26 protein-coding genes and 1 other RNA gene are annotated in these 23825 nt (G+C 67.1%); 13 read left to right on the plus strand and 14 right to left on the minus strand.

Going from position 1 to position 23825, the window contains the following annotated elements:
• Positions 1 to 7: 7 nt before the first annotated feature.
• Positions 8 to 475 (plus strand): 23S rRNA (pseudouridine(1915)-N(3))-methyltransferase RlmH, encoded by a 468-nt coding sequence (gene rlmH, locus NUW50_RS08095; RefSeq protein ID WP_258289306.1) that lies wholly within the window; start codon positions 8 to 10, stop codon positions 473 to 475.
• 18 nt (positions 476 to 493) lie between these two features.
• Here the strand turns inward: rlmH and NUW50_RS08100 are convergent, their stop codons facing one another.
• On the minus strand, positions 494 to 805 hold the full coding sequence (locus NUW50_RS08100; RefSeq protein ID WP_258288597.1) for a hypothetical protein: 312 nt from the start codon (positions 803 to 805) through the stop codon (positions 494 to 496).
• 138 nt (positions 806 to 943) lie between these two features.
• On the opposite strand from NUW50_RS08100, the gene NUW50_RS08105 reads away from it, so the two are divergent.
• A complete protein-coding gene (locus NUW50_RS08105; protein ID WP_258288598.1) occupies positions 944 to 3838 on the plus strand; it encodes an error-prone DNA polymerase in 2895 nt (964 codons plus the stop codon).
• A 24-nt stretch (positions 3839 to 3862) separates the two neighbouring features.
• Here the strand turns inward: NUW50_RS08105 and NUW50_RS08110 are convergent, their stop codons facing one another.
• Positions 3863 to 4561 (minus strand): glutathione S-transferase family protein, encoded by a 699-nt coding sequence (locus NUW50_RS08110; protein WP_258288599.1) that lies wholly within the window; start codon positions 4559 to 4561, stop codon positions 3863 to 3865.
• Between the two features lie 145 nt (positions 4562 to 4706).
• Between NUW50_RS08110 and mscL the strand changes: the two genes are divergently transcribed.
• Positions 4707 to 5138: a large conductance mechanosensitive channel protein MscL gene (gene mscL / locus NUW50_RS08115; protein ID WP_258288600.1), complete on the plus strand. Its 432-nt coding sequence runs from the start codon at positions 4707 to 4709 to the stop codon at positions 5136 to 5138.
• An 80-nt stretch (positions 5139 to 5218) separates the two neighbouring features.
• On the opposite strand, the gene ald is transcribed toward mscL, so the two are convergent.
• Complete coding sequence (ald, locus tag NUW50_RS08120) at positions 5219 to 6337, minus strand: alanine dehydrogenase (RefSeq protein ID WP_258288601.1); 1119 nt, start codon at positions 6335 to 6337, stop codon at positions 5219 to 5221.
• A 136-nt stretch (positions 6338 to 6473) separates the two neighbouring features.
• On the opposite strand from ald, the gene NUW50_RS08125 reads away from it, so the two are divergent.
• On the plus strand, positions 6474 to 6932 hold the full coding sequence (locus NUW50_RS08125) for an Lrp/AsnC family transcriptional regulator (RefSeq protein WP_258289307.1): 459 nt from the start codon (positions 6474 to 6476) through the stop codon (positions 6930 to 6932).
• Positions 6933 to 6937: 5 nt separating this feature from the next.
• On the opposite strand, the gene rlmJ is transcribed toward NUW50_RS08125, so the two are convergent.
• Both rlmJ and rpsU read right to left on the minus strand, forming a co-directional pair.
• Positions 6938 to 7774: a 23S rRNA (adenine(2030)-N(6))-methyltransferase RlmJ gene (rlmJ, locus tag NUW50_RS08130; protein ID WP_258288602.1), complete on the minus strand. Its 837-nt coding sequence runs from the start codon at positions 7772 to 7774 to the stop codon at positions 6938 to 6940.
• Between the two features lie 113 nt (positions 7775 to 7887).
• A complete protein-coding gene (gene rpsU / locus NUW50_RS08135) occupies positions 7888 to 8094 on the minus strand; it encodes a 30S ribosomal protein S21 (RefSeq protein ID WP_258288603.1) in 207 nt (68 codons plus the stop codon).
• A gap of 120 nt (positions 8095 to 8214) precedes the next feature.
• On the opposite strand from rpsU, the gene NUW50_RS08140 reads away from it, so the two are divergent.
• The 5 genes from NUW50_RS08140 (at position 8215) to rsgA (ending at position 11870) form a co-directional block, all read left to right on the plus strand.
• A complete protein-coding gene (locus NUW50_RS08140) occupies positions 8215 to 8883 on the plus strand; it encodes a COQ9 family protein (RefSeq protein ID WP_258288604.1) in 669 nt (222 codons plus the stop codon).
• Entirely contained in the window at positions 8880 to 9869 is a 990-nt protein-coding gene (locus NUW50_RS08145; RefSeq protein ID WP_258288605.1) for an NAD(P)H-quinone oxidoreductase, read from the plus strand. The genes NUW50_RS08140 and NUW50_RS08145 overlap by 4 nt, the downstream gene beginning before the upstream one ends.
• A gap of 54 nt (positions 9870 to 9923) precedes the next feature.
• Entirely contained in the window at positions 9924 to 10481 is a 558-nt protein-coding gene (locus NUW50_RS08150) for a TetR/AcrR family transcriptional regulator (RefSeq protein WP_258288606.1), read from the plus strand.
• A gap of 67 nt (positions 10482 to 10548) precedes the next feature.
• Positions 10549 to 10645: signal recognition particle sRNA small type (gene ffs / locus NUW50_RS08155), an RNA gene on the plus strand.
• Between the two features lie 178 nt (positions 10646 to 10823).
• The gene (gene rsgA / locus NUW50_RS08160; RefSeq protein WP_258288607.1) at positions 10824 to 11870 is read left to right on the plus strand and encodes a ribosome small subunit-dependent GTPase A; all 1047 of its coding nucleotides are present in this window, start codon (positions 10824 to 10826) and stop codon (positions 11868 to 11870) included.
• Between the two features lie 39 nt (positions 11871 to 11909).
• On the opposite strand, the gene NUW50_RS08165 is transcribed toward rsgA, so the two are convergent.
• From NUW50_RS08165 to pheS, 4 genes are all read right to left on the minus strand, one after another.
• Positions 11910 to 13613, minus strand: coding sequence for an ABC transporter ATP-binding protein (locus NUW50_RS08165; protein WP_258288608.1), 1704 nt, complete (start codon positions 13611 to 13613; stop codon positions 11910 to 11912).
• A 246-nt stretch (positions 13614 to 13859) separates the two neighbouring features.
• Positions 13860 to 16271: a phenylalanine--tRNA ligase subunit beta gene (pheT, locus tag NUW50_RS08170; protein ID WP_258288609.1), complete on the minus strand. Its 2412-nt coding sequence runs from the start codon at positions 16269 to 16271 to the stop codon at positions 13860 to 13862.
• 13 nt (positions 16272 to 16284) lie between these two features.
• Entirely contained in the window at positions 16285 to 16572 is a 288-nt protein-coding gene (locus NUW50_RS08175) for a YrhK family protein (protein ID WP_258288610.1), read from the minus strand.
• 45 nt (positions 16573 to 16617) lie between these two features.
• The gene (pheS, locus tag NUW50_RS08180) at positions 16618 to 17688 is read right to left on the minus strand and encodes a phenylalanine--tRNA ligase subunit alpha (protein ID WP_443135098.1); all 1071 of its coding nucleotides are present in this window, start codon (positions 17686 to 17688) and stop codon (positions 16618 to 16620) included.
• 132 nt (positions 17689 to 17820) lie between these two features.
• Here pheS and NUW50_RS08185 point away from each other — a divergent pair, with 132 nt between their 5' ends.
• Together NUW50_RS08185 and NUW50_RS08190 are read left to right on the plus strand one after the other, a co-directional pair.
• Positions 17821 to 19233 carry a GMC oxidoreductase gene (locus tag NUW50_RS08185; protein WP_258288612.1) on the plus strand — a complete coding sequence of 471 codons (1413 nt, stop codon included), beginning with the start codon at positions 17821 to 17823 and terminating at the stop codon, positions 19231 to 19233.
• The gene (locus tag NUW50_RS08190; protein ID WP_258288613.1) at positions 19230 to 19643 is read left to right on the plus strand and encodes a hypothetical protein; all 414 of its coding nucleotides are present in this window, start codon (positions 19230 to 19232) and stop codon (positions 19641 to 19643) included. The genes NUW50_RS08185 and NUW50_RS08190 overlap by 4 nt, the downstream gene beginning before the upstream one ends.
• Before the next feature lie 56 nt (positions 19644 to 19699).
• On the opposite strand, the gene rplT is transcribed toward NUW50_RS08190, so the two are convergent.
• The 4 genes from rplT to pyk all read right to left on the minus strand — a co-directional run bounded on the left by rplT (position 19700) and on the right by pyk (position 22143).
• Positions 19700 to 20062, minus strand: a complete 363-nt coding sequence (gene rplT, locus NUW50_RS08195) for a 50S ribosomal protein L20 (RefSeq protein ID WP_258288614.1) — start codon at positions 20060 to 20062, stop codon at positions 19700 to 19702.
• 12 nt (positions 20063 to 20074) lie between these two features.
• A complete protein-coding gene (gene rpmI / locus NUW50_RS08200) occupies positions 20075 to 20275 on the minus strand; it encodes a 50S ribosomal protein L35 (RefSeq protein WP_258288615.1) in 201 nt (66 codons plus the stop codon).
• A gap of 157 nt (positions 20276 to 20432) precedes the next feature.
• Complete coding sequence (locus tag NUW50_RS08205; RefSeq protein WP_258288616.1) at positions 20433 to 20657, minus strand: hypothetical protein; 225 nt, start codon at positions 20655 to 20657, stop codon at positions 20433 to 20435.
• Between the two features lie 40 nt (positions 20658 to 20697).
• Positions 20698 to 22143 carry a pyruvate kinase gene (gene pyk / locus NUW50_RS08210; RefSeq protein ID WP_258288617.1) on the minus strand — a complete coding sequence of 482 codons (1446 nt, stop codon included), beginning with the start codon at positions 22141 to 22143 and terminating at the stop codon, positions 20698 to 20700.
• A gap of 129 nt (positions 22144 to 22272) precedes the next feature.
• Between pyk and NUW50_RS08215 the strand changes: the two genes are divergently transcribed.
• Complete coding sequence (locus NUW50_RS08215; protein ID WP_258288618.1) at positions 22273 to 23013, plus strand: N-formylglutamate amidohydrolase; 741 nt, start codon at positions 22273 to 22275, stop codon at positions 23011 to 23013.
• A 17-nt stretch (positions 23014 to 23030) separates the two neighbouring features.
• Complete coding sequence (locus tag NUW50_RS08220) at positions 23031 to 23342, plus strand: DUF1244 domain-containing protein (protein ID WP_258288619.1); 312 nt, start codon at positions 23031 to 23033, stop codon at positions 23340 to 23342.
• A gap of 31 nt (positions 23343 to 23373) precedes the next feature.
• Here NUW50_RS08220 and NUW50_RS08225 read toward each other — a convergent pair whose 3' ends face one another.
• Positions 23374 to 23823 carry a molybdenum cofactor biosynthesis protein MoaE gene (locus NUW50_RS08225; RefSeq protein ID WP_258288620.1) on the minus strand — a complete coding sequence of 150 codons (450 nt, stop codon included), beginning with the start codon at positions 23821 to 23823 and terminating at the stop codon, positions 23374 to 23376.
• Positions 23824 to 23825: the final 2 nt, after the last annotated feature.

Here is a 23825-nt window from a genome sequence, read left to right on the forward strand (position 1 = left end):
ACCGGTGCTGCGGGTAACGCTCTGCGCCGTGGGCCGCCTGCGGGCGGGGCCGGAACTTGCGCTGACGAAAGATTATCTGGAACGTTTCGGAAAGACCGGCCGGGCCCTGGGCCTCGGCCCGGCGCGGGTGGTCGAGGTCGATGCCAAGGGCGCCGGCCAGTCCGCCGAGGGCACCCTGCTGAGCCGGGCGATTCCCGACGGCGCGGTGATCTGCTGCCTGGACGAGCGCGGCAAGCTGCTGTCCTCACCCGATTTCGCGGCGCTGCTGGCAGGCTGGCGTGACCAGGGCCGGCCGGATGTGGCCTTTGTCATCGGCGGTGCCGACGGCATCGCGCCCGATCTGCGCGACCGTGCCGACAGCGCGATCAGCTTCGGCCCGATGGTCTGGCCGCATATGCTGGCCCGGGTGATGTTGACCGAGCAGCTTTATCGCGCCACGCAGATTCTGGCCGGGACGCCCTATCACCGGGTCTAGAAGAGCGGCCCGTCGGCGCTACTTGTGGGCCAGCTGACAGCCCTGGGTGGTGGGCATCAGGGCGCAGAGGTTGCTGGTCAGGTCCTGTCTGGCCGCGGCGCTTTCGCCCACGACAAGCCTTGCCGTGCCGCCTGCCTTCCGGCGCACCGTGGCAATTTCGTCCCCCAGGGCACCGCCGAGATAGCCGTTGCTGCCGCCTGCATCCTTCTGGGCGACCGGCGCGGCAATCACCTTGGCCACCGAGGTTTTCGAAAGTGTCAGCAGGCCCTGCGCGGCGACAGGCGCGGCGGTCAGGGCAAGCACAGCGGCAAGGATTGGTAATCTGATCATTGGAATGACTCCTGTTCCCATGCCGCCACTCTAGGGCCCGCCGCCGCCGGTTCCAAATGACAAAGGTTCTTATGAAGGACAGACTCCACATGAGAACAAAACGGGAATATATTGCCCGTCCACAACCCTCCGAGTCGCATGTTCATCGAACTGTCCGTCACCTCCAACTTCAGCTTCCTGACCGGCGGCTCGCATCCCGAGGAATATGTCGATCAGGCGGCGGCGATGGGCATGGCCGGGCTGGCGGTGGCGGATGCCAACTCGGTCGCCGGGATCGTCCGGGCGCATGTCCGGGCACGCGAGGTGGCGCGGCTGGTGCAGCAGCGGCGCGAGGCCGACCGCGATCCGATCGGCCCGCCCTGCCCCGAGGGGCTGCCGCGCCCGGTCTCGGCGCCGATCTACACCACGCCAAGGCTGATCCCGGCGGCGCGGCTGGTGCTGCGCGATGGCTTCACCGCCACGGCCCTGCCGCGCGACCGGGCCGCCTGGGGAAATCTCTGCCGCCTGCTGACCCTGGGCCGGACCCGCACCGCCAAGGGCAGCTGCGACCTGGGGATGGACGACCTGCTGGACCGGGGCGCCGGGCTGGAACTGCTGCTGCACCCGCCCGCGGAGAAGGTGGACCGATGGCGGACGCAGGCGGCCCGGCTGCTGCGCCGCTTCCCCGGCCAGCTCTCGCTGCTGATGGCCCCCGCCTATGACGGCCGCGACCCGGCGCGCTTCGACCGGCTGGCCGCGCTGGCCGGCAGCCTCGGCATCCCCACCGTCGCCTCGGCCCTGCCCCTGATGCACCACGCCCGCCGCCGCCGTCTGACCGACGTGCTGACCGCGGTGCGGCTGGGCAAGCGGGTGGACGAACTGGGCCGCGCCGCCCAGGCCAATGCCGAACGGCGCCTGCGCTCGGAACCCGAGATGCTGCGGCTGTTCCGCGGCCATGAGGCGGCGGTGCATCGCGCCGGAGAGATCGCGGAAGGGCTGACCTTCAGCCTCGACCAGCTGCGTTACGAATACCCCTCCGAGCTCGCCGGCAACGAGACCCCGGCCCGCCGCCTGGAACGTCTCGCCCATGCCGGGCTGCGCTGGCGCTACCCGTCCGGTGCGCCGGAACGGGTCAAGGCGCTGATGGCGCATGAGCTGCAACTGATCAGCAAGCTGGGCTATGAGCCCTATTTCCTCACCGTCCATGACATCGTCGATTTCGCCCGCTCGCGCGGGATTCTCTGCCAGGGACGGGGCAGCGCCGCCAATTCGGTGGTCTGCTACTGCCTGGGCGTCACCAGCGTCTCCCCCGAGATCGGCACCATGGTCTTTGAACGCTTCGTTTCCGAAGCCCGCGACGAGCCGCCGGACATCGACGTGGATTTCGAACATGAACGCCGCGAAGAGGTGATCCAGCATATCTACGAACGCTATGGCCGGCACCGGGCCGGGCTTTGCGCCACCGTCATCCATTATCGCGGCAAGCGCGCGATCCGCGAGGTGGGGCGGGCCATGGGCCTGTCGGACGACACGTTGTCGGCGCTGTCCTCGCAGCTTTGGGGGTTCTTCTCCTCGGCCGGGCTGGAAGACCAGCGGCTGCGCGAGATCGGGCTTGACCCGACCGACCGGCGGCTCGCCCAGACCATGGAGCTGATCTATGAAATCCAGGGCTTCCCCCGGCATCTGAGCCAGCATGTCGGCGGCTTCATCATCACCGAGGGAAGGCTGGACGAGCTGGTTCCGGTCGAGAATGCGACGATGGAGGACCGGACGGTCATCTGCTGGGACAAGGACGATATCGACGCCCTGGGCATCCTCAAGGTCGATATCCTGGCGCTTGGCATGCTGACCTGCATCCGCAAGGCCTTCGACCTGGTCGCCCAGCACCACGGCACCGATTACAGCCTGGCCACCCTGCCGCCCGAGGATCCGGCCGTCTACGACATGCTCTGCAAGGCGGATTCGGTCGGGGTCTTTCAGGTCGAAAGCCGGGCCCAGATGAACTTCCTGCCCCGGATGCGGCCGCGCTGTTTCTACGATCTGGTGATCGAGGTCGCGATCATCCGCCCCGGCCCGATCCAGGGCGACATGGTGCATCCCTTCATCCGGCGCCGGAATGGCGAGGAACAGGTCAGCTTTCCCTCGGACGCGCTCGGCCAGGTGCTGGGCAAGACCCTTGGCGTGCCGCTGTTTCAGGAACAGGCGATGCAGATCGCCATCATCGGGGCCGGGTTTTCGCCGGAAGAGGCCGACCGGCTGCGACGCTCTCTTGCGACCTTCAAGAAACATGGCAGCGTCAGCGAATTTCACGACCGGTTCCTGCGCGGCATGAAGGCGAATGGCTATGACGAGGAATTTGCGCAGCGCTGCTTCTCCCAGATCGAGGGTTTCGGCTCCTACGGCTTTCCCGAAAGCCATGCCGCCAGCTTCGCGCTGCTGGTCTATGCCTCGGCCTGGCTGAAGTGCCATCACCCCGGGATTTTCGCCTGCGCGCTGCTGAACTCGCAGCCGATGGGTTTCTACGCTCCCGCCCAGATCGTCCGCGATGCGCGCCAGCACGGGGTGCGGGTGCTGCCGGTCTCGATCAACGAAAGCTATTGGGACAACGTGATGGAGCCGGACGACCGCGGCGCCCTGGCGTTGCGGCTGGGGTTCCGGCAGATCCGCGGGCTGAAATCGGAAGAGGCCGCCTGGATCACCGCCGCGCGCGGCAATGGCTATACCTCGGTCGAGGATGTCTGGCGCCGCGCCGGAACCGATCCGCTGACCCTGCGGCTGCTGGCCGAAGCGGATTGCTTTGCCGGCCTGCGGCTGACCCGGCGCGAGGCGCTCTGGCAAGCCAAGGCGCTGACCGCGCCGGAACCGCTGCCGCTGTTCGCGGGCGATCTCGATGGCGAGGGGATCGCGGAACCGGCGGTCAGCCTGCCGCAGATGACCGAGGGCGAGGAGGTGGTCGAGGATTACGTCGCCATGCGGCTGACCCTGCGGGCGCATCCGCTGGCCCTGCTGCGGCATATCCTGACGCCCGAGACGGCCGGGGCCGGGGAACTCTAGCCAAGGGCGGGACGGGCGCGCCGATCACCCCCTCGGCGGAATGTTCTTCGCCGCCTGCGCCGAGGGCCGGGCGAAGAACCGGTCGAAATAGGCGGGGACATTGGCGAAATCGTCCCAGCCCACCAGATCGCCCGCCATGTAGAAGTCGCGGAAGGTCCCCAGCCAGGGCCCGATCGCGCAATCGGCGATCGAGAAATCGCCCGCCACCCAGTCCTGCCCATCCAACTGCCGGTCCAGCACCCCCAGCAGCCGCTTCGATTCATCCAGATAGCGCTGGCGCGGCCGCGGGTCCTCGATCTCGGTGCCCTTGAACTTGTGGAAGAAGCCGACCTGGCCGAACATCGGCCCCAGCCCGCCCATCTGCCACATCAGCCACTGGATCACCTGCCAGCGCCCGGCAGCGTCCTTCGGCAACAACTTGCCGGTCTTTTCGGCCAGATACAGCAGGATCGCCCCGCTCTCGAACAGGGCCAGCGCCTCGCCATCCGGCCCCTTCGGGTCGATGATCGCCGGGATCTTGTTGTTCGGGCTGACCGAAAGGAACTCGGGCGTGAACTGGTCCTCCCTGTCGAAGGAGACCAGATGGGCCTCGTATTCCAGCCCCATCTCCTCCAGCGCCACGCCGATCTTCTGACCGTTCGGCGTCGGCAGCGAATAGAGCTGGATGGCCCCGGGCCGCGTGGCGGGCCAGCGGCGGGTGACGGGATAGTCGGTCAGTTGCATATGTTCGGCCTTCGTTTCGCGATCTGCGCCACTCTAACCCCGCGTCACGGGACGAGAAAGATACGCTGACCCTGCCGATTCATGGTAATTGATGTGCGCGAACGCGCAGCAAGACGCGCAGGAACAGGATTGTGAGAGGGAAAACATGATCAAGGAATTCAAGGATTTCATTGCCAAGGGCAATGTCATGGACCTGGCGGTCGGAATCATCATCGGTGCGGCCTTCACCGCCATCGTCAGTTCGCTGGTCGCCGACCTGATCAACCCGATCATCGGGCTTGTTCTGGGCGGCGTGGACTTTACCAGCATGTATATCGTTCTGTCGGGTGAGGTCGCCCCGGGCGTCGGCCTGGAAACCGCCCGCGAAAGCGGCGCCGCCGTCTTTGCCTATGGCGCCTTCATCACCGCCTGCATCAACTTCGTGATCATCGCCTTCGTGGTGTTCCTGCTGGTCAAGGCCGTGAACCGGCTGAAGGAAGCCTCGGCGAAGAAGGAAGAGGCCGCCCCGGAAGCCCCCGCCGGTCCGACCGAAGTGGAAATCCTCCTGGAAATCCGCGACCAGCTGAAGAAGAGCTGAAAGGCCCCGGCCCGGCGACGCCCGGGCCAGGCGGCTTGAACGGGGGCGGTCCGCGACAGGCGGGCCGCCCTTTTCCTCGGCTACAGCGCCAGCGCCTCTTCCGCAGCCAGCACCTCCATCCCGAGCGCCTCTCCGACGGCAGGGCAGGTCAGCCGCCCGGCATGGGTGTTGAGCCCCGCCAGCAGATGCGGGTCGTCCTTGCAGGCCTGGCGCCAGCCCTTGTCGGCCAGCGCCAGCATGAAGGGCATGGTCGCGTTGCCCAGGGCGATGGTCGAGGTCCGGGCCACCGCGCCGGGCATGTTGGCGACGCAGTAATGCATGATCCCGTCGACCTCGTAGATCGGCTCGTCATGGGTGGTGGCGTGGCTGGTCTCGAAACAGCCGCCCTGGTCGATCGCCACGTCCACGATCGCCGCCCCCGGCTTCATCGTCGACAGCTGCGCCCGGCTCACCAGTTTCGGCGCCGCCGCACCCGGCACCAGCACCGCGCCGATCACCAGATCGGCCTCGGCCACCAGCTCGGCGGTATTGCCCTTGCTGGCATAGCTGGTCTTGAGCCGCCCGTGGAACAGATCGTCGAGATAGGACAGCCGGGGGATCGAGCGATCCAGCACCGTCACATCCGCCCCCATGCCCGCCGCGACCCGCGCCGCGTTGATCCCGACAACGCCGCCACCGATCACCACGACCCGCGCCGGCCCGACACCGGGAACCCCGCCGAGCAGCACACCGCGGCCGCCATTGGCCTTCTGAAGGGTCCAGGCCCCGACCTGCGGCGCCAGCCGCCCGGCGACCTCGGACATCGGCGCCAGCAGCGGCAGCCCGCCACGGGAGTCGGTGACGGTCTCGTAGGCGATGCAGGTCGCGCCCGAGGCCAGCAGGTCCTTGGTCTGGGCCGGGTCCGGCGCCAGATGCAGATAGGTGAACAGCACCTGCCCCTCGCGCAGCCGGGCGCGTTCCACCCGCTGCGGTTCCTTGACCTTCACGATCATATCGGCCTCGGCAAAGACGGTTTCGGCCGTATCCACGATCGTTGCTCCTGCGGCGACATAGTCGGCATCGGGAAACCCCGATCCGAGCCCGGCGTCGGTCTCGATCAGGACCTGATGACCATGCGCCACCGCCTCACGCGCCGCATTGGGCGTGATGCCGACACGGTATTCCTGCGGCTTGATCTCTTGTGGGCAACCGATTTTCATGGAGTCCTCCTGAGCGGTTATGGCCCAGATTAGCAGGATCGCCGAAGCAACATTTGGCAAGCATGGCGGATTTGCGGCCCATCTCTCGAATAAATCTGTGAAAGATCGGCCGATCTTGGTAGAAATCTTCGAAATGATCGAACTTGACGCCATAGATCGCCGCATCCTCAAGGCCCTGCAGAAGGCCGGGCGGATGACCAATGCCGAGTTGAGCGAACGGGTGAACCTGTCGCCCTCGGCCTGTCACCGCAGGGTGGCGCAGCTGGAAAAGGCCGGGGTGATCCGCGACTACGTGGCGCTGCTGGATCAGAAACGCCTGGGCCTGATGACCACGGTCTTTGTCGAGATCACGCTCTCGGGTCAGGCCGACGAGGTGCTGGAGGCCTTCGAACGCGAGGTGGCGAAAATCCCCGACGTGCTGGAATGCCACCTGATGGCCGGCACCGCCGATTACCTGCTCAAGGTCATCACCGAAGACACCGAGCATTTCGCCCAGATCCACCGCCGCTACCTGGCACGGCTGCCCGGCGTGGCGCAGATGCATTCGTCCTTTGCCCTGCGCACGGTGTTCAAGACCACGGCGCTGCCGGTCTGAGCAGTCTAGCCCCGGCTCTTGCCGGCGCGGCTCACCGTGCGGCTGCGCCGCGCCGGGGCCTTGTCCAGCTTGCGGAACATCGCGCCCAGCCGCTCGGCCTCTTTCTCCAGCCCATAGGGCGTGTTGACCACGAAAACCCCGCTGCCGACCATCCCGTGGCCGGGTCTGGCCGGAGCAAAGCCGACCTCGTGCCGCAGCGCGCCGGGGAAATTGCAGGCGTCCAGAACCTTGACCATCTCGGCATGAACCCCCGAGGTCAGGATCGGATACCAGAGCATCAGCACGCCGACATTCCACTTGCGGTGCAGGTGATAGAGGTGATGCGGCATCGCCTCGTAATCTTCCTTCCCCTCGTAGGACGGGTCGATCAGCAGCATTCCCCGTCTCGGCTCGGGCGGGCATTTCGACAGCGCGAAGGCGATCCCGTCGCGGGGATGACATATCGCGGCATAGGGCTGCATCGCCTCTTCCAGCGCCGCGTATTCCTGCGGATGCAGCTCGGCCAGATGTGCCAGATCACCGGGCCGTTGCAGCAGCGCCGCGATCAGGGGCGAGCCGGGATAGCTTTTCGGCCCGTGCAGGGCGCGGGTCCGGGCGATGGCCCTTGCATAGGGGTGCCCGGCCGGAAACATCGGCAACATCCGCTCGATACCCCGCGCGGCCTCGCCGGTCCTGGCCGCCTCGGGCGCCGACAGATCGTAGAGCCCGCGCCCGGCATGGGTCTCGAAATAGGTGATCGGCTTGGGCTTCTGGCCCAGATAGTCCAGCGCCTGCGCCAGCAGCGCGTGCTTGTGGACATCGGCCATGTTTCCGGCGTGATAAAGGTGCTGGTAGGACAGCATCGGCAACCTCGGGGTTCCGGTTTCCGGAGAAGCGCTCTCCAGAAACGACAAACCCCCGAGGGTTTCCCGGGGGTTCACGTCTGGCGGGCCTTACCGCCGATTCGCATGTCGGCTCAGAGCATGCCTTCGCGCTGGAGCTTCTTGCGCGCCAGCTTGCGGGCGCGCCGGATCGCTTCGGCCTTTTCACGGGCCCGCTTCACCGACGGTTTCTCGAAATGTTGCTTGAGCTTCATCTCGCGGAACACGCCTTCGCGTTGCAGCTTCTTCTTCAGCGCACGAAGCGCCTGATCGACATTGTTGTCGCGAACACTTACCTGCATGTGGTTGTCACCACCTTCCTAAGTTAGAGTTTGCATAAGTTGCAGGACGCGCCCCTTTAGCAAGGCCAGCCGCTCTTGTCCACAGTCCAGACAGCGCCCGCAGATGGGAAAGGACAGCCGATGACCGATTCCGACACATTTCTGGATGCCGTTCTGCGGCAGGTTCCCTTCGAAGGCTTCAGCCAGGCCGCGATCGACGCCGCCGCCGCCGAACTCGGGTTGAGCCGCGAGCAGGCGCGCGCCCTGGCGCCGCGCGGCCCGGTCGGGCTGGCCGCCGCCTATCACAAGCGCGGCGACGCGCAGATGCTGGACCGGCTGGCCAAGGCCGATCTCTCGGACCTGAAGTTCCGCGAACGGATCGCCCTGGCGGTGCGGCTGCGGCTGGAAGATGCCGACCGCGAACTGGTCCGGCGCGGCACCACGCTTTTCGCTCTGCCGCAACACGCGGTCGAGGGCGCAAGGCTGATCTGGGGCACCGCCGACGCGATCTGGTCCGCGCTTGGCGACACATCCGAGGACGTCAACTGGTACAGCAAGCGGCTGACCTTGTCGGGGGTGATCTCTGCCACCGTGCTCTACTGGCTGGGCGATGCGTCCGAGGGCGCCGCCGACTCCTGGGCCTTCCTGGACCGGCGGATCGAGGACGTGATGCGGATCGAGACCGCCAAGGCCCGGATGCGCGAGGTGCCCGGCCTGGCGCGGCTGTTTGACAGCCCGCTCAATCCGTTGAACAAACTGCACAAACCGGCGAAGGCGCCGGAGGGCTATCCGGGGAAATGGCAGCGATGAACGCGATTCCAGACAGAATGCGGGTGATCGAGATTTCCGAACCCGGCGGGCCCGAGGTGCTGACACCGGCCGAACGCGCGGTGCCGCAACCGGGGCCGGGCCAGATCCTGATCCGGATCGCGGCGGCGGGGGTGAACCGCCCCGACGCCCTGCAACGGGCCGGCAACTACGCTCCGCCACCCGGCGCCAGTGATCTGCCCGGGCTGGAGGCCGCCGGCACCGTCGCCGCGATCGGCCCCGGCGTCAGCCAGTGGTCGGTCGGTGATGCGGTCTGCGCTCTGCTGCCCGGCGGCGGCTATGCCGACTATGCCCTGACCGCCGCCGAACATGCCCTGCCGGTGCCGAAAGGCCTGAGCATGGCCCAGGCCGCCTGCCTGCCCGAGACCTGCTTCACGGTCTGGTCCAACGTGGTGATGCGGGCCGGGCTGACGGCGGGACAGCGCTTTCTGGTGCATGGCGGCTCGTCCGGGATCGGCACCACCGCGATCCAGCTGGCCCGGCTTCTGGGCGCCCGGGTCTTCGCCACCGCCGGCTCTGCCGAAAAATGCGCCGCCTGCACGGAACTGGGGGCCGAGCGGGCGATCAACTACCGCGAGGAGGATTTCGTCGAGATCCTGCGTGCCGAAGGTGGCGCCGATGTCATCCTCGACATGGTCGGCGGCGACTATTTCCCGCGCAACATCAAGGCCCTGGCAACAGACGGCCGGCTGCAGCAGATCGCCTTCCTGCAGGGCGCAAGGATCACCGCCAATTTCGCCGAGGTGATGATGCGGCGGCTGACCATTTCCGGCTCGACCCTGCGGCCGCAATCCGATCTGGCCAAGGCAAGGATCGCCGAGGCGCTGCGTGCCGATGTCTGGCCCTGGATCGAAGCCGGCCGCTTTGCCCCGGTGATGGACAGCGAATTCGCGCTGGAAGATGCCGCCAAGGCCCATGCCCGGATGGAAAGCTCGGCCCATATCGGCAAGATCGTCCTGCGGGTCTGAGACGGGCAGGCGGCGCCTCTAGACCGGACGGTCCAGCCTCTCTATCCTCGGCCCATGTCCGAGACCTCGCTCCCGACCCGCGACCGCCTGATCACCACCGCCGCCCGGCTGTTCCGCAGCCAGGGCTACAACGGCACCGGCATGGCGCAGATCCTGGCCGAGGCGAAGGCGCCCAAGGGATCGCTCTACCATCACTTCCCCGCCGGGAAGGAGGACCTGGCCCTGGCCGCGGCCGACTGGGCCTCGGCCGGGATGCTGCAGATCATCAACGACAGTTTCGAACCCGCGGCAACCTATGCGCAGGGCGCCGCTACCCTGTGCCACAAGCTGGCCAGGCTGTTCGACCTGTCGGGCGGGCGCGACGGCTGCCCGGTCGCGTCGATCCTGCTCGCCGATCCCGGCAACCGGGTCTTCCGCGACCGTGCCGCCGGCATCATGGGCAAATGGACCCGCGCCATCGCCTATCACGCGATCCGGCTGGGCAGCGACGAAGCACAGGCCGAAGAACGCGCCGAGAACTTGCTGATCGCCATTCAGGGCGCCTGGGTGCTGGGCCGAGCGCGTGGCAGTTCGGACGTGCTGCGCCAGGTGCCGGCGCGGTTCCCCGGCTGATGCCCTGCGCCCCGGCCCCTTCCGGCAAGGCTTGCAATGCCGATGATTCCCGCCTATCTGACCGATTGAGAGGTTGGCGCGGGCAAGCGCCTCGCCAACCCGGTCAGGTCCGGAAGGAAGCAGCCGTAACGAGACCCGCTTGGGTCGTTGTCCAGCCTCTCACCCGATCCGCGCCCCCGGGCGCATGAACCCGAACCCCGGACGAAGGAGGATGTTTCGTGACTGTCGTTGTCCTCACCACCCGGGCGGGGCCGCTCTGGGGCTGATGCCCCTGCGCTTGATCCCGGCCCGATGGTCGCCCGCCACCGGCGGACTCTTCGCATCGCATTCGGGATTATTCCGTTGACCCATTCCAAACTTGCCGACCTGGGCTGGTCGGCCTTCTTCACCCAGCAGCTGGACCTGTCCGAGCTGTCGCTGACCCCTGCCCGCATCGCCGAGGTGCATCGCACCCGGCTGCACGCCCTCACCGAAACCGGCGAGGTCGATCTCGCCCCGCCGCTGGACCAGCCCGAAACCGACCTGACCGTCGGTGACTGGGTGCTCACCGAAGGGCCGCGCATCCTGCGCCGGCTCGACCGCAGCACGCTTCTGACCCGCCGCGCGGCGGGCACCGAAGTGGCGGTGCAGCCGATCGTCGCCAATGTCGACACGATCTTCATCGTCAGTTCCTGCAACGACGAATTCAACGTCGCCCGGCTGGAACGCTATCTGGCCCTGGTCGCGGCCGGCGGCTGCCGCGCGGTGATCGTGCTGACCAAACCCGACCTGGCCGACGACGCCGACTCCTTCCGCGACGCCGCCCTGCCGCTGGCGCGCGATCAGACCGTCGTGCTGGTCAATGCCCGCGACCCGGACTCGGTCGCACAGCTCGACGACTGGTGCGGGGCCGGGCAGACGGTGGCGCTGCTGGGGTCGTCCGGGGTCGGCAAGACCACGCTGACCAACACCCTGACCGGCGGCGAGGACGCCACCGGCGCGATCCGCGAAGGCGACCAGCGCGGGCGCCACACCACCACCTACCGGGCGCTGCGGCCCCTGCCCTCGGGCGGCTGGATCATCGACACGCCCGGAATGCGGACCCTGCGGCTGTCGGACGTGTCCGAGGGTATCGACGCCACCTTTGCCGAGGTGTCCGACCTGATCGGCCAATGCAAGTTCCGCGACTGCGCACATGAGACCGAACCGGGTTGCGCGATCCAGGCGGCGATTGCCGCGGGGACACTGGACGCCGGCCGGTTCCGCCGATGGCAGAAGCTCAAGCGCGAAGACCAGCGCCACACCGAAACGGTGTCCGAGCACCGCGCCAAGGCCCGCAGTTTCGGCAAGATGGCCCGCGAGGTGATGGCCAGCAAGCGGAAGATGCGCGGCATGGACGAGGACGACTAGCGGCGGGCCTGCCTTGCGGGGCGGCCGACCGGTCGCCCCCTAGGCCGCGCTCAGCCTGGCATAGCGGCCCTTTGCCTTGGCCAGTTCGCTGTGGCTGCCGATCTCGACGATCCGGCCCTCTTCCATCACCGCAATCCGGTCAGCGTCTCGGATCGTCGCCAGCCGGTGCGCGATGACCAGGGTCGTGCGCCCGACCGACAGCGCCTCCAGCGCCGCCTGAATTTCGCGCTCGGTCTCGGTATCCAGCGCCGAGGTCGCCTCGTCCAGGATCAGGATCGGCGGGTTCTTCAGAAAGGCGCGGGCAATCGCCACCCGCTGCTTCTGGCCGCCCGACAGCATCACCCCGCGCTCGCCGACCACGGTGTCAAGCCCCTCGGGCAGGTCGGCGATCATCCCCGTCAGCTGCGCCTGCTCGGCGGCCCGAAGCACCTCCTCGTCGCTGGCGCCCAGCCGCCCGTAGGCGATGTTCTCGCGCAATGTCCCGCCGAAGAGGAACACGTCCTGGCTGACGATCCCGACCTGGCGCCGCAGGCTGGCCAGGGTCATGTCGCGCAGGTCGATCCCGTCGATGGTGATCCGCCCCTCGGCCACGTCATAGAACCGCGGCACCAACGCCAGGAGCGAGGTCTTGCCGGCGCCCGACGGCCCGACGAAGGCCAGCGTCTCGCCCGGGGTCACCGTCAGGTCGATGTCGCGCAGCACCGGCCGCGACGGGTCATAGCCGAACCCGACACCTTCAAAACGGATGGCCCCGGTCAGCGGCGGCGCCGGCTGCGCGTCGGGACGGTCGGCGATGTCGGGCTCGGTCGCCAGCAGTTCGAGGTAACGGCGGAACCCGGCGATGCCGCGCGGATAGGTTTCGATCACGCTGGCGATCTTGTCGAGCGGGCGGAAGAAGACGCCGACCAGCAGCAGGAAGGCGATGAAGCCGCCTTCGCTCAGGTCGCCGCGCAGAACGTAATAGGCGCCGACGACCATCACCACGACCTGGATCGCGCGCATGCCCATGTAGTTGATCGCGCTCGACGCGGCCATGACGCGGTAGGCGTGCAGCTTTGTTTCGCGGTAGCGGGCGTTGTCGCGGGCGAAGAGCGCGCGTTCGTGATCCTCGTTGGCAAAGGCCTGCACCACCCGGATGCCGCCGACATTCTCTTCCAGCCGGACGTTGAAATCTGCAACCCGCGCATAGATCGCGCGCCAAGTCTGGGTCATCCTGCCGCCGTAGACCACCACGATCGCCACCGTCGCCGGAACGATCGCCGCGGTCAGCAGGGCGAGCGGCGGGTGGATGGTCAGCATCAGCGCGAAGGCGCCGAGGAAGGTCATGATGGCGATGAACAGATCTTCCGGCCCGTGATGCGCCACCTCGCCGATCTCTTCCAGGTCGCGGGTCACGCGGGCGACGAGCTTGCCGGTGCGGACCTTGTCGAAGTAGCCGAAGGACAGCCGCTGCAGATGGTCGAAGGCGCGGCGGCGCAGCTCGGTCTCGATGTTGATGCCGAGCTTGTGGCCCCAGTAGATCACCACCGCCATCAGGCCGGTGTTGACGAGGTAGATCAGCAGCAGCCCGACCGCAGCGATGATGGTCAGGCCCAGGTCTCCCTGCGGCAGCAACCGGTCGATGAAGACCGCGATCGCCATCGGGAAGCCGAGCTCCAGCAGGCCCGAGATGACGGCACAGCCGAAGTCGAGCCAGAACAGGCGCTTCCAGGGGCGGTAATAGGCGGCGAAGGCTTTCAGCATGACGGGGACCGGGCAGCGGCAGGCAGCGTCGTCCGGTTGTGCCGGAAAGGCGGCCTTTCGGCAAGTTTTCCGGGCGTCCCCTTGGGGACGGGGGGGTCAACCCACTGAAATCACGCCATTTCTCCTGGGGACGCCGATCATGGCTAACAAAACCTCAACGCATCCCCGGCCGAAATGCCCCCGAGGAAAGCGCGAGAGGGGCAGACGGCCCCTCTCGTCCCGGCCCGTACCCGCGGGGATCGGTCGTCAGGTGCGCAGCACCCCGCCGGTGGCCACCCGGACCTTGTCCACGATCCGCGCCGCGACCTCTTCGATTTCCTTGTCGGTCAGGGTCCGGTCGCTGGGTTGCAGGCGCACGGTCAGGGCGACGGATTTCTTGCCCTCGCCCATCTGCGCCACGGCCTTGTCGCCGGTGAACTCGTCGAAGACCCGCACGCTTTCGATCAGCGCCTTGTCCACGCCGGCGGCGGCATTGACCAGCGCGGCGGCATCGACCCGGTCATCGACGACAAAGGCAAAGTCGCGCTCGACCGCCTGAAACACCGCCATCGACAGCGCCGGGCGGGTGGCCGAGGCATTGCGCGGCAGCGGGATTTCCTCGGGCCAGAGGGTGAAGGCCATGGCCGGCCCCTTCACGTCGAAGGCCCGCAGCACCTTCGGGTGCAGCTCGCCGAAGACGCCCAGCGTCTTCTTCGGCCCCAGGCAGATCCGCCCGTGCCGGCCCGGATGCCACCAGTCGGCGCCGCCGCGCAGGATCTGCACCTTGGCGGGGGCGCCCATCGCGGCCAGCGCCGCCTCGGCATCGGCGCGCACATCGTAGATGTCCACCGGCCGTGCCGATCCGTAGGGATCGCGCGGCGCGCTGCGGCCGATCAGCAGGCCCGCGACCTGAAGATGCTGCTCACCCGGTTCGCCGCCCTGAAAGGCCGGGCCGACCTCGAACAGCGCCAGGTCCATGTAGCCGCGCGCCTGGTTGCGGGCCGCGGCCTGCAACAGGCCCGGCAGCAGGTCGGGCCGCATATGGGTCATTTCCGAGGAAATCGGATTGTCCACCCGGACCGCCTCGGTCCCGCCGCCGAAGAGCGCCGCCGCATCCCCATCGATGAAGCTGTAGGTCACGCATTCGTTGTAGCCGAGCGCCGCCACCTGGCGCCGACCGGCCTGTTCGCGGCGTTGCAGCGGCGTCAGCACCGGCTGCGGCACGCCGACCTGGCTACGGGGCAGCGGCTTGCCTTCCAGCCCCGAGAGCGAGGCGACCCGCGCCACTTCCTCGACCAGATCGGCCTCGCCCTGCACATCCGGGCGCCAGCTGGGCGGCGTCGCCATGTCGCCATCCAGCGTGAAGCCGAGCGATTCCAGAGTCGCGCGCTGCGTCGCCTCGGGAATCTCCAGCCCGACCAGCGAGGTCAGCCGCTTGCTGTCCAGCCTGTAGGCCCGCGTCGTGTCCGGCACGGCGCCGGCGACGGTGATCTCGGAGGGTTCGCCGCCGCAAAGGTCGAGGATCATCCGCGTCGCCGCTTCCAGCCCGGGAATGTCCCATTCGGGATCAATGCCGCGCTCGTTGCGGAAGCGGGCATCCGAGTTGATCTTCAGCGCCCGCCCGGCGGCGGCGATGGTGATCGTGTCCCAGAAGGCGCTTTCGACGAAGACATCGGTGGTGGCTTCGGTGCAGCCGGTGGACAGGCCGCCCATGATGCCGCCGATGCTCTCGACCCCGGCGTCGTCGGCGATGACCATCATGCCGGGCTTCAGATCATAGGTCTTGTCGTCCAGCGCCAGCAGGCTTTCGCCCTCGCGCGCCATCCGCACCACCAGATCGCCCTTCACCTTGGCGGCGTCGAAGACATGCAGCGGGCGATTGCGGTCGAAGGTGAAGAAATTGGTGACATCGACCAGCGCCGAGATCGGCCGCAGCCCGATCGCCTTCAGCCGGTCCTGCAACCACTGCGGCGAGGGGCCGTTCTTCACGCCGCGGATCAGCCGCCCGGCGAAGAGGTGGCATTTGCCCTTCACGTCCTCGGCCAGAGTGACCTTGACCGGACAGGGGAAGGTCCCCGGCACCGGCTGGGTGTCGTCGGGCTTCAGGGTGCCCAGCCCCCGCGCCGCCAGATCGCGGGCGATGCCGCGCACGCCCAGTGCATCGGGGCGGTTCGGCGTGACCTTGATGTAGATCATCGGGTCGGCCATGGCGGGCTTGTTCTCGGCCAGCCAGTCGGCGAATTCCATCCCGACCGGCGGTTCCCCGGGCAGTTCGATGATGCCGTCATGTTCGTCGGACAGCTCCATCTCGCGTTCCGAGGCCATCATGCCGTGGCTTTCGACGCCGCGGATCTTGCCGACCTGGATCGTGGTGTCGATGCCCGGCACATAGGCGCCGGGCTTGGCCACCACCACCCGGATCCCGGCCCGCGCATTGGGCGCGCCGCAGATGATCTGCTTCACGCCCTCGTCGGTCTCGACCATGCAGACCCGCAGCCGGTCGGCATCGGGATGCTGTTCGGCGCTCTGCACATGGCCGATGGTGAAGCCCTTGAGCTTTTCCAGCGGGTTGGAGACTTCTTCGACCTCCAGCCCGAGGTCGGTAAGGGCATAGAGGATCTCGTCGAGGCTGGCTTCGGTCTCGAGATGGTCTTTGAGCCAGGAGAGGGTGAATTTCATCGTCAGCTTCCGATCAGTGCTCGGCCCGTTGGGCGAGGTCATCCATGTCGCCCATCCGATACAGGCGAATTTCGCGGATCATCCGCAATGTGGGTTTGGCGGCGAAGGCCAGCGACCCGATCACGAAGAGCCATGTCGCGGCATATTGGGTCTCGGCACTGAAGAACAGGAACGAGCCGATCAGGAAACAGAAGGCCGCCATGAAATCGACGGCGGTGTAGATCAGTTCGAACCTTGCGTAGAGCCGGCGCGAGGCGTGGCTGCGTTCGCGGTTCCGGTGCAGGAAGAGATGTTCGAGCATGGCGGTCTCCTTAGCGGTGCTGCGGATCGGGACGGGCAGCCAGGGTCACCTGTTCACCCCACCCCGCAGCGTCGGCACGTCCAGCGCCGCGAAGCCGTAGTGCCGCAGCCAGCGCAGGTCGCTTTCGAAGAAGGCCCGGAGGTCGGGGATGCCGTATTTCAGCATCGCGATCCGGTCGATCCCCATGCCGAAGGCAAAGCCCTGCCATTCGTCCGGGTCGATGCCGCCGGCCTTCAGCACCTTGGGATGCATCATGCCGGAGCCGAGCACCTCCATCCAGCCGTCGCCCTCGCCGATCTTCAGCTGGCCGCCGACCCAGGAGCACTGGATATCGACCTCGGCCGAAGGTTCGGTGAAGGGGAAATGCGAGGCGCGGAACCGGGTCTTGACCTTCACGCCGAAGAAGGCGGTGAAGAATTCCTCCAGCACCCATTTCAGGTTCGCCATCGAGATGTCGCGGTCGATCGCCATGCCCTCGATCTGGTGGAACATCGGCGAATGGGTCTGGTCCATGTCCATCCGGTAGACCCGGCCCGGCGCGATCACCCGGATCGGCGCGCCCTGGGCCTGCATCGCCCGGATCTGCACCGGCGAGGTATGGGTGCGCAGCACATGCGGCGGCCGGTTGTCGCCCTCGGCGCGGGCCATGAAGAAGGTGTCATGCTCTTGCCGGGCGGGGTGCTCCGGGGCCAGGTTCAGGGCGTCGAAATTGTACCAGTCGCTTTCGATCTGCGGGCCTTCGGCGACCCGGAAGCCCATGTCGGCAAAGATCGCGGTGACCTCTTCGGTGACCTGGGAGACCGGGTGGATCGTGCCTGCCGGACGGGGCCGGCCCGGCAGCGTCACGTCGAGCCATTCGGCCTGCAGCCGCGCATCCAGCGCCGCATCGGCCAGGGCCTCCTTGCGGGCCTTCAGGGCGGCGTCGATCTCGTTGCGCAGGGCGTTGAACTTCGGCCCCGCGCTCTGCCGCTCCTCGGGCGACATCTGCCCGAGGGTGCGCATCAGAAGCGACACCTCGCCCTTCTTGCCAAGCGCCGCCAGCCGCACCTCTTCCAGCGCCGCCTCGTCGGCCGCGCGGGAAACGAGACCAAGGTATTTTTGCCTAAGATCGTCCATATCCGCCAACTCTAAGATGTTGCATTGGCACTATAGAAACTGCCCGCGAGCCGCAAGGACGGGTCGTGCCGGCTTGCCGCGCAGAAGGGCACCGCCTATCGTTCAGGCTGGCGCCGCGGTTAGGAAGAACAGGTGTTTCCGCAGATTGAAGCAGCCGCGGCGGCAGGCCGGACCTGGGATGTCGTCATCGCCGGTTCGAGCTTTGCCGCCATGTTCTTCCTGCGCGGACTTCCCGAAGGTCTGTCGGTTCTGGTCGTCGAGCGCGGACCCGTCCATGGCCATGAAGCCCAACTGGAAAGCGGCCTGTATCCGGCCGAGAGCTTCCGGATGGACAACAGTTCGGGTCATCCGAAGAACTGGGTCTCTCGCGTCCTGTTCGGAGGCAACAGCAATTGCTGGTGGGGACAGGTTCCGCGGTTCCTGCCTTCGGATTTCCGCCTGAGCGAGATTTGCCCGGACGCCGCGCCCTGGCCGCTGGATTACGAGACAATCGAGCCCTTCTATGCCGAGGTCGAAGAGGTGATCGAGGTGGCGGGCGGCGGGGTCGAACATCTATCCCCCCGATCGATGCCATATCCCCATCCGCCGCACCGCCTGTGCCGTCTCGGTGCCCGGCTGAACGAAGCCGACCCGCTGAACTGGGTTCCGGTTCCGACGGCCCGCGCCAACGGCGGCAGCCGGCCGACCTGTTGCGCCAACGGGACCTGCTACCTTTGCCCTGCAGACGCGAAGTTCACGATCTGGAATGGTGTCGACAAGTTCGACTATCCCGGCGCCTTCCTGTTGCCCGATACCGAAGTGCGTCGAGTGGACATTGCCGCGGGGCACACGACCGGGGTCGAGGTCCGCCGCTCCGACGGGGTGAGGTTGGGCATTGCCGCGGGCACCGTGGCGCTTGCCACGAATGCGATCTTCAATACCGCGATCCTGATGCGCAGCGGGGTCAAGGCCGAGGCTCTGGGCCGATACCTTCACGAACAGCAGTCCGAGAACTGCATTCTCGACCTGAAGGATTCGGCCCTGTTTGGCGGCACGTCGATCCCGACCCATGGCGTGGCCTTCCGCGACGGCCCGTTCCGCGCCAATGCCGGCTCGGTCCTCATCGAAATCTACAACTCGCCGACCTTGCTACGCCCCGAACCCGGACGCCAGACCCATCGAGCGCTCATCAAGCTGATCGCCGAAGACTTGCCGCAGCCCCAGAACCGGGTCTTTCTGGAGGACGACGACGTGAGGATCACCTGGACAGGTCATTCCGATTATGCGCGGCGCGGGCTGGATCGGGTCGCAGAAGGTCTAATCGACAGCCTGCCGTTCCCGGTGGACGGCCTGACACGCCTGGCTATCACCGAGACGGAATCGCATATCCAGGGCACGCACCGGATGGGTCGGGACCCGGCAACTTCTGTGGTCGACTCGATGTCCAGGGTGCACGGCATCAAGGGGTTGCTGGCATTGGGTGCCGGCGTCTTCCCGACCTCCAGCCCGTCGAACCCGACGCTGACGCTGTCCGCGCTGTCGCTCATGGCAGGGAGGGCATTGTGAACCGCCGGGCCCTGCTGCTCTCGGCCAGTGCTGCGGCCGCCGCCGCAGCGTTCGGAGTCGTGACCCTGAAGCAGAAACTGCGCCCCAGACTGCATGCAATTCTGTCCGAGTGTTTCGGCGCCGAGGTTGCCGACCATCCCGAAGCCGCGGCCTTCCTGGACCAGTTTGCCGCCAGGGGTGACACCTGGGACATGGCGGTGCCCGAGGAATATCTCGGGCTGGAGCCCGCCACCTTCCATGCCCGGTTCGGTCACGAGCAGTCGCTTCGAACCGCAGTGGTCACGGCCTTCGGCCTGTCCAGCACGGTCGTTCGGCATCTGGAGCGCGGGGACGACCTTGTCTATTTCGGCCTGTTCGACCCGCACGGGGAAAGCAACTGCCTGAACCCGCTGGCAGAGTTCTCGGCATAAGAAAACCCGCGCCGAGGCGTCCCGGCGCGGGTTTCAACAGCTTCGCCTGCGTGGCCTCAGGCCAGCGCGGCCTTCGCCTTTTCGACGATGGCGCCAAACGCGTCGGGCTCGTGCACGGCGAGATCGGCGAGGACCTTGCGGTCGACCTCGATCCCGGCCTTGTCGAGACCGAAGATGAAACGCGAATAGGTCAGGTTCTCATCCGCGGCGCGCACGGCGGCGTTGATCCGCTGGATCCACAGGGCGCGGAAGTTGCGCTTGCGGGCCTTGCGGTCGCGGGTGGCGTATTGGTTGGCCTTGTCCACCGCCTGGGTGGCGGTGCGGAAATTCCGGCTCCGGTTGCCATAGTAACCCTTGGCAGCCTTCAGGACCTTCTTGTGACGGGCGTGGGTGACGGTTCCACTTTTGACGCGGGACATATCTCTGGCTCCTCAGCGATCGTAGGGCATGTAGGTCTTGACGATCTTCGCGTCCTGCGGCGACAGGGTCGTCGTTCCGCGCGCGTCGCGGATGAATTTCTTCGTCCGCTTGATCATCCCGTGCCGTTTGCCGGCCTGAGCAGACAGGACCTTGCCGGTCGCCGTCATCTTGAAGCGCTTCTTGGCGCTTGCCTTGGTCTTCATCTTGGGCATTTCGATCTCCTGATCTGGGTCGTGAAAACGCCGACTCGGCATGCCATCGGGCCGGCCGGCGCCTGGAAGTTCGGGCGTATAAGGGGGGAACCCTGCCAAGGCAAGGGGCAAAGGGAAAAGCACCGGGCCTCAAACCGTGCCCGCTGCCGTGCCGCCGCTAGTTCGTGTAGCGCCCGACCACCCGCGCGAAGGCATCCGGCACGTCCGAGAAACCGTAGCCCCCGGGATTGTGCGAGACCGCATAGGCGATGAAGGAGCCGCCGATCATGAAGCACAGCGTTGCCACGCGCGGCGAGCGACCATCGGTGAAGGCGGAAATGACGGCGGGAATTGCGAAGGCGAAGATAACGACGCCTAAGACGAGTGCGAGATCGTTGTCCAAACCATTGCTCCAGACCCCCCGACCCTTTACGGGCTGCAATTTACTCTGGTTCGGTCTTGAAAATCAACCGCTCATCACAGGGCGCCACGCGCAGGATGTTGGTCGAACCCGGCACGTTGAAGGGCACGCCGGCGGTCACGACGATCTGGTCGCTCTCGGTCGCGAAGCCTTCGCCGCGGGCCGCGCGGGCCGCCGCGACGACCGCCGCCTTGAAGCGATCGACCTCGCCGGTGATGACGCAATGCAGCCCCCAGGTGAGGCACAGGCGCCGTGCGGTGCCGACCTCGGAGGTCAGGGCCAGGATCGGCACCTGCGGCTTCTCGCGGGCCACCAGCAACGCGGTGGTGCCGGACTGCGAAAAACAGCAGATCGCCTTGATATTCGTGGCTTCTGCGATCTCGCGCGCCGCCGCGGTGATGCCGTCGGCCACCGTCCTGCGCCTGACCGAGCGGGTCGCCGCCATGACCTCGAGATAGGTCGGGTCGCTTTCGACCGAGATGGCGACGTTGTGCATGGTCTGCACCGCCTCGACCGGGTAGCTGCCGGCGGCGCTTTCGGCGCTGAGCATCACCGCGTCGGCGCCCTCGTAGATCGCCGTCGCCACGTCCGAGACCTCGGCCCGGGTCGGCATCGGGCTCTCGATCATGCTTTCCAGCATCTGTGTCGCCACGATCACAGGTTTGGCCGCCGCGCGGGCGCCGCGGGTCAGTTGTTTCTGGATCGGCGGCACCGAATGCACCGGCAATTCGACCCCCAGGTCGCCGCGCGCCACCATGATTCCGTCCGAGACCGCGAGGATCTCGTCATAGGCCTTCACCGCCGCCGGTTTCTCGATCTTCGACAGGATCGCGGCGCGGCCCCGGGCCAGGGCCCGGGCCTCTTCCACGTCCTGCGGGCGCTGGACGAAGCTGAGCGCCAGCCAGTCGACGCCGAGCTGGCAGACGAATTCCAGGTCGGCCCTGTCCTTTTCCGACAGTGCGGCCACCGGCAGCACCACGTCGGGCACGTTGACGCCCTTGCGGTTGCTGATCGTGCCGCCGATCATCACCGTGCAATGCGCGAAGTCGCGGCCGCAGTCATCGACCTTCAGCCGGATCTTGCCATCGTTGACCAGCAGCGAAGTGCCCGGTTCGAGCGCGTCGAAGATCTCCTTGTGCGGCAGCTGCACCCGGGTCGCGTCGCCTTCGGCGGGATCGAGATCGAAGCGGAACCTGGCGCCCTCCTCCAGCTCTTCCGAGCCGTTCTTGAACACGCCGCAGCGCAGTTTCGGGCCCTGAAGGTCGGCCAGGATCGCGATCGGACGGCCCAGGTCCTTCTCGATCTGCCGGATGATTCCGTGGCGGCGGCGGATGCCGTCATGATCGCCATGGCTCATGTTCAGGCGAAACACGTCGGCCCCGGCCTCGAACAGCGCGCGGATCACCTCGTAACTGTCCGATGCCGGGCCGAGAGTGGCCACGATCTTCACGTTGCGTTGGCGTCTCATGGGCCATCCTGTCCGTTGTTGGCGCTATCATGCGTCCCCGGTTCTATCGCCCATTCCGCTCCAAGGGGCAACTGGCGCCCGCGGCGGTTTCTGCCTAAAGCTGTTCAAAAGAGGCCGGGACGGAGACGAATGACAAAGGACGCCTACGAGATCGTCGGTGCGGAACGCGGGTCGCGCTGGATGGTGACATGCGACCATGCCTCGAACCGGGTGCCCGAGGCGCTTGGCGGCAGCCTGGGCCTGCCCGAGGCGGAGATGGCGCGCCATATCGCCTATGATGTCGGGGCCGAGGCGGTCAGCCGCGATCTGGCGCGGTTGCTGGACGCGCCGGCGATCCTGTCGCGGTTTTCCCGGCTGGTGATCGACCCGAACCGGGGCGAGGACGACCCGACCCTTCTGATGAAGCTCTACGACGGCACGATCATCCCCGGAAACCGCCATGCCGACGCGGCCGAGCGGGAACGGCGGCTGGCGGCCTGGCATCGTCCCTATCACGCGGCCTATGCGGCGCTGGCGGAACGGCATCCGGAGCGGGTGATCTGCGCGGTGCACAGCTTCACCCCGCGGCTGAAGGGCCGCAGCCCGCGGCCCTGGCAGATCGGGGTGCTGCATTCGAAGCATGACTCGCGCCTGGCGCAGGCGCTGATCGCCCGGCTGCGGGCCGAGCCCGATCTCGTGGTCGGCGACAACGAACCCTATGACGGACATCTGCCCGGCGACTCGATCGACCGCCATGCCCTGCAACAGGGACGGCCGAACGTGCTGATCGAGCTGCGCAACGACCTGATCGCCGGGGCCGAGGGGCAGCGCTACTGGGCCGAACGCCTGGCGCCGCTTCTTGAAGCCGCGCTGGCCGACAGCCATCTCTAGGAAAAGGGGAGAGTATCATGGACGACGCCACCCGCACCGAACTGGAGGCCGCCGCCTTCCGCGCCCTGCGCGAACATCTGATGGTCAAGCGCCCGGATGTGCAGAACATCGACCTGATGAACCTGGCGGGCTTCTGCCGCAACTGCCTGAGCCGCTGGTATCAGGAGGCCGCCAACGCGCGCGGCATCGAAATGACCAAGGAGGAGGGCCGCGAAGCCTTCTATGGCCAGCCCTATGCCGAATGGGTCGCCGCCCATCAGACCCCGGCCGATGCCGAGAAGCAGGCGGCGTTCAAGAAGGCCTTTGCCGAGAATGTCGGGAAAGGGTGAGCGGCGCGGCCGCGCCTGACCCTGCCGCCGCTCAGGCGCCGGACCAGCGGTCCAGCGCGGCCTCGTCGGCGTCCTTCGCCGCCACCCACTGGGCCCCGTCCGGGCCGTATTCCTTTTTCCAGAACGGCGCCCGCGACTTGAGGTAATCCATCAGGAATTCGGCCGCCGCGAAGGCCTCGGCCCGGTGACGGGCGGCGGTGGCGACCATCATGATCGTCTCGCCCGGCAGCAGGATTCCGTAGCGGTGGATCACCAGCGCCGCGTGCAGCGACCAACGCTCTGCCGCCTGATCGCGAATCGCGGAGATCGCCCGTTCGGTCATGCCGGGGTAATGCTCGATCTCCATCCGGCTGAGCCGGCCGGACTCGTCGCGCACCAGGCCGGAAAAGGTCACCACCGCGCCGGCGCCGCGGGCGGCATCGGAAAAGGCCTGCGCCTCGGCGCCGAAGTCGAAGGGCTGCGACTGGACCCGGACGCCCATCG

Source organism: Frigidibacter sp. ROC022 (assembly GCF_024723735.1).
Taxonomy (GTDB): Bacteria; Pseudomonadota; Alphaproteobacteria; order Rhodobacterales; family Rhodobacteraceae; genus SLM-1.

What these genes read in the sequence shown, in the direction of transcription:
- pheS (WP_443135098.1), bottom strand. Translation starts at nt 17,688, where the DNA reads ATGGACGATCTTAGGCAAAAATACCTTGGTCTCGTTTCCCGCGCGGCC.
- NUW50_RS08175 (WP_258288610.1), bottom strand. Translation starts at nt 16,572, where the DNA reads ATGCTCGAACATCTCTTCCTGCACCGGAACCGCGAACGCAGCCACGCC.
- rlmJ (WP_258288602.1), bottom strand. Translation starts at nt 7,774, where the DNA reads ATGCTGTCCTACCAGCACCTTTATCACGCCGGAAACATGGCCGATGTC.
- NUW50_RS08165 (WP_258288608.1), bottom strand. Translation starts at nt 13,613, where the DNA reads ATGCTGAAAGCCTTCGCCGCCTATTACCGCCCCTGGAAGCGCCTGTTC.
- pheT (WP_258288609.1), bottom strand. Translation starts at nt 16,271, where the DNA reads ATGAAATTCACCCTCTCCTGGCTCAAAGACCATCTCGAGACCGAAGCC.
- NUW50_RS08140 (WP_258288604.1), top strand. Translation starts at nt 8,215, where the DNA reads ATGACCGATTCCGACACATTTCTGGATGCCGTTCTGCGGCAGGTTCCC.
- rpmI (WP_258288615.1), bottom strand. Translation starts at nt 20,275, where the DNA reads ATGCCCAAGATGAAGACCAAGGCAAGCGCCAAGAAGCGCTTCAAGATG.
- rplT (WP_258288614.1), bottom strand. Translation starts at nt 20,062, where the DNA reads ATGTCCCGCGTCAAAAGTGGAACCGTCACCCACGCCCGTCACAAGAAG.
- rpsU (WP_258288603.1), bottom strand. Translation starts at nt 8,094, where the DNA reads ATGCAGGTAAGTGTTCGCGACAACAATGTCGATCAGGCGCTTCGTGCG.
- pyk (WP_258288617.1), bottom strand. Translation starts at nt 22,143, where the DNA reads ATGAGACGCCAACGCAACGTGAAGATCGTGGCCACTCTCGGCCCGGCA.
- NUW50_RS08215 (WP_258288618.1), top strand. Translation starts at nt 22,273, where the DNA reads ATGACAAAGGACGCCTACGAGATCGTCGGTGCGGAACGCGGGTCGCGC.
- NUW50_RS08150 (WP_258288606.1), top strand. Translation starts at nt 9,924, where the DNA reads ATGTCCGAGACCTCGCTCCCGACCCGCGACCGCCTGATCACCACCGCC.
- NUW50_RS08220 (WP_258288619.1), top strand. Translation starts at nt 23,031, where the DNA reads ATGGACGACGCCACCCGCACCGAACTGGAGGCCGCCGCCTTCCGCGCC.
- mscL (WP_258288600.1), top strand. Translation starts at nt 4,707, where the DNA reads ATGATCAAGGAATTCAAGGATTTCATTGCCAAGGGCAATGTCATGGAC.
- NUW50_RS08105 (WP_258288598.1), top strand. Translation starts at nt 944, where the DNA reads ATGTTCATCGAACTGTCCGTCACCTCCAACTTCAGCTTCCTGACCGGC.
- ald (WP_258288601.1), bottom strand. Translation starts at nt 6,337, where the DNA reads ATGAAAATCGGTTGCCCACAAGAGATCAAGCCGCAGGAATACCGTGTC.
- NUW50_RS08225 (WP_258288620.1), bottom strand. Translation starts at nt 23,823, where the DNA reads ATGGGCGTCCGGGTCCAGTCGCAGCCCTTCGACTTCGGCGCCGAGGCG.
- NUW50_RS08110 (WP_258288599.1), bottom strand. Translation starts at nt 4,561, where the DNA reads ATGCAACTGACCGACTATCCCGTCACCCGCCGCTGGCCCGCCACGCGG.
- NUW50_RS08145 (WP_258288605.1), top strand. Translation starts at nt 8,880, where the DNA reads ATGAACGCGATTCCAGACAGAATGCGGGTGATCGAGATTTCCGAACCC.
- NUW50_RS08100 (WP_258288597.1), bottom strand. Translation starts at nt 805, where the DNA reads ATGATCAGATTACCAATCCTTGCCGCTGTGCTTGCCCTGACCGCCGCG.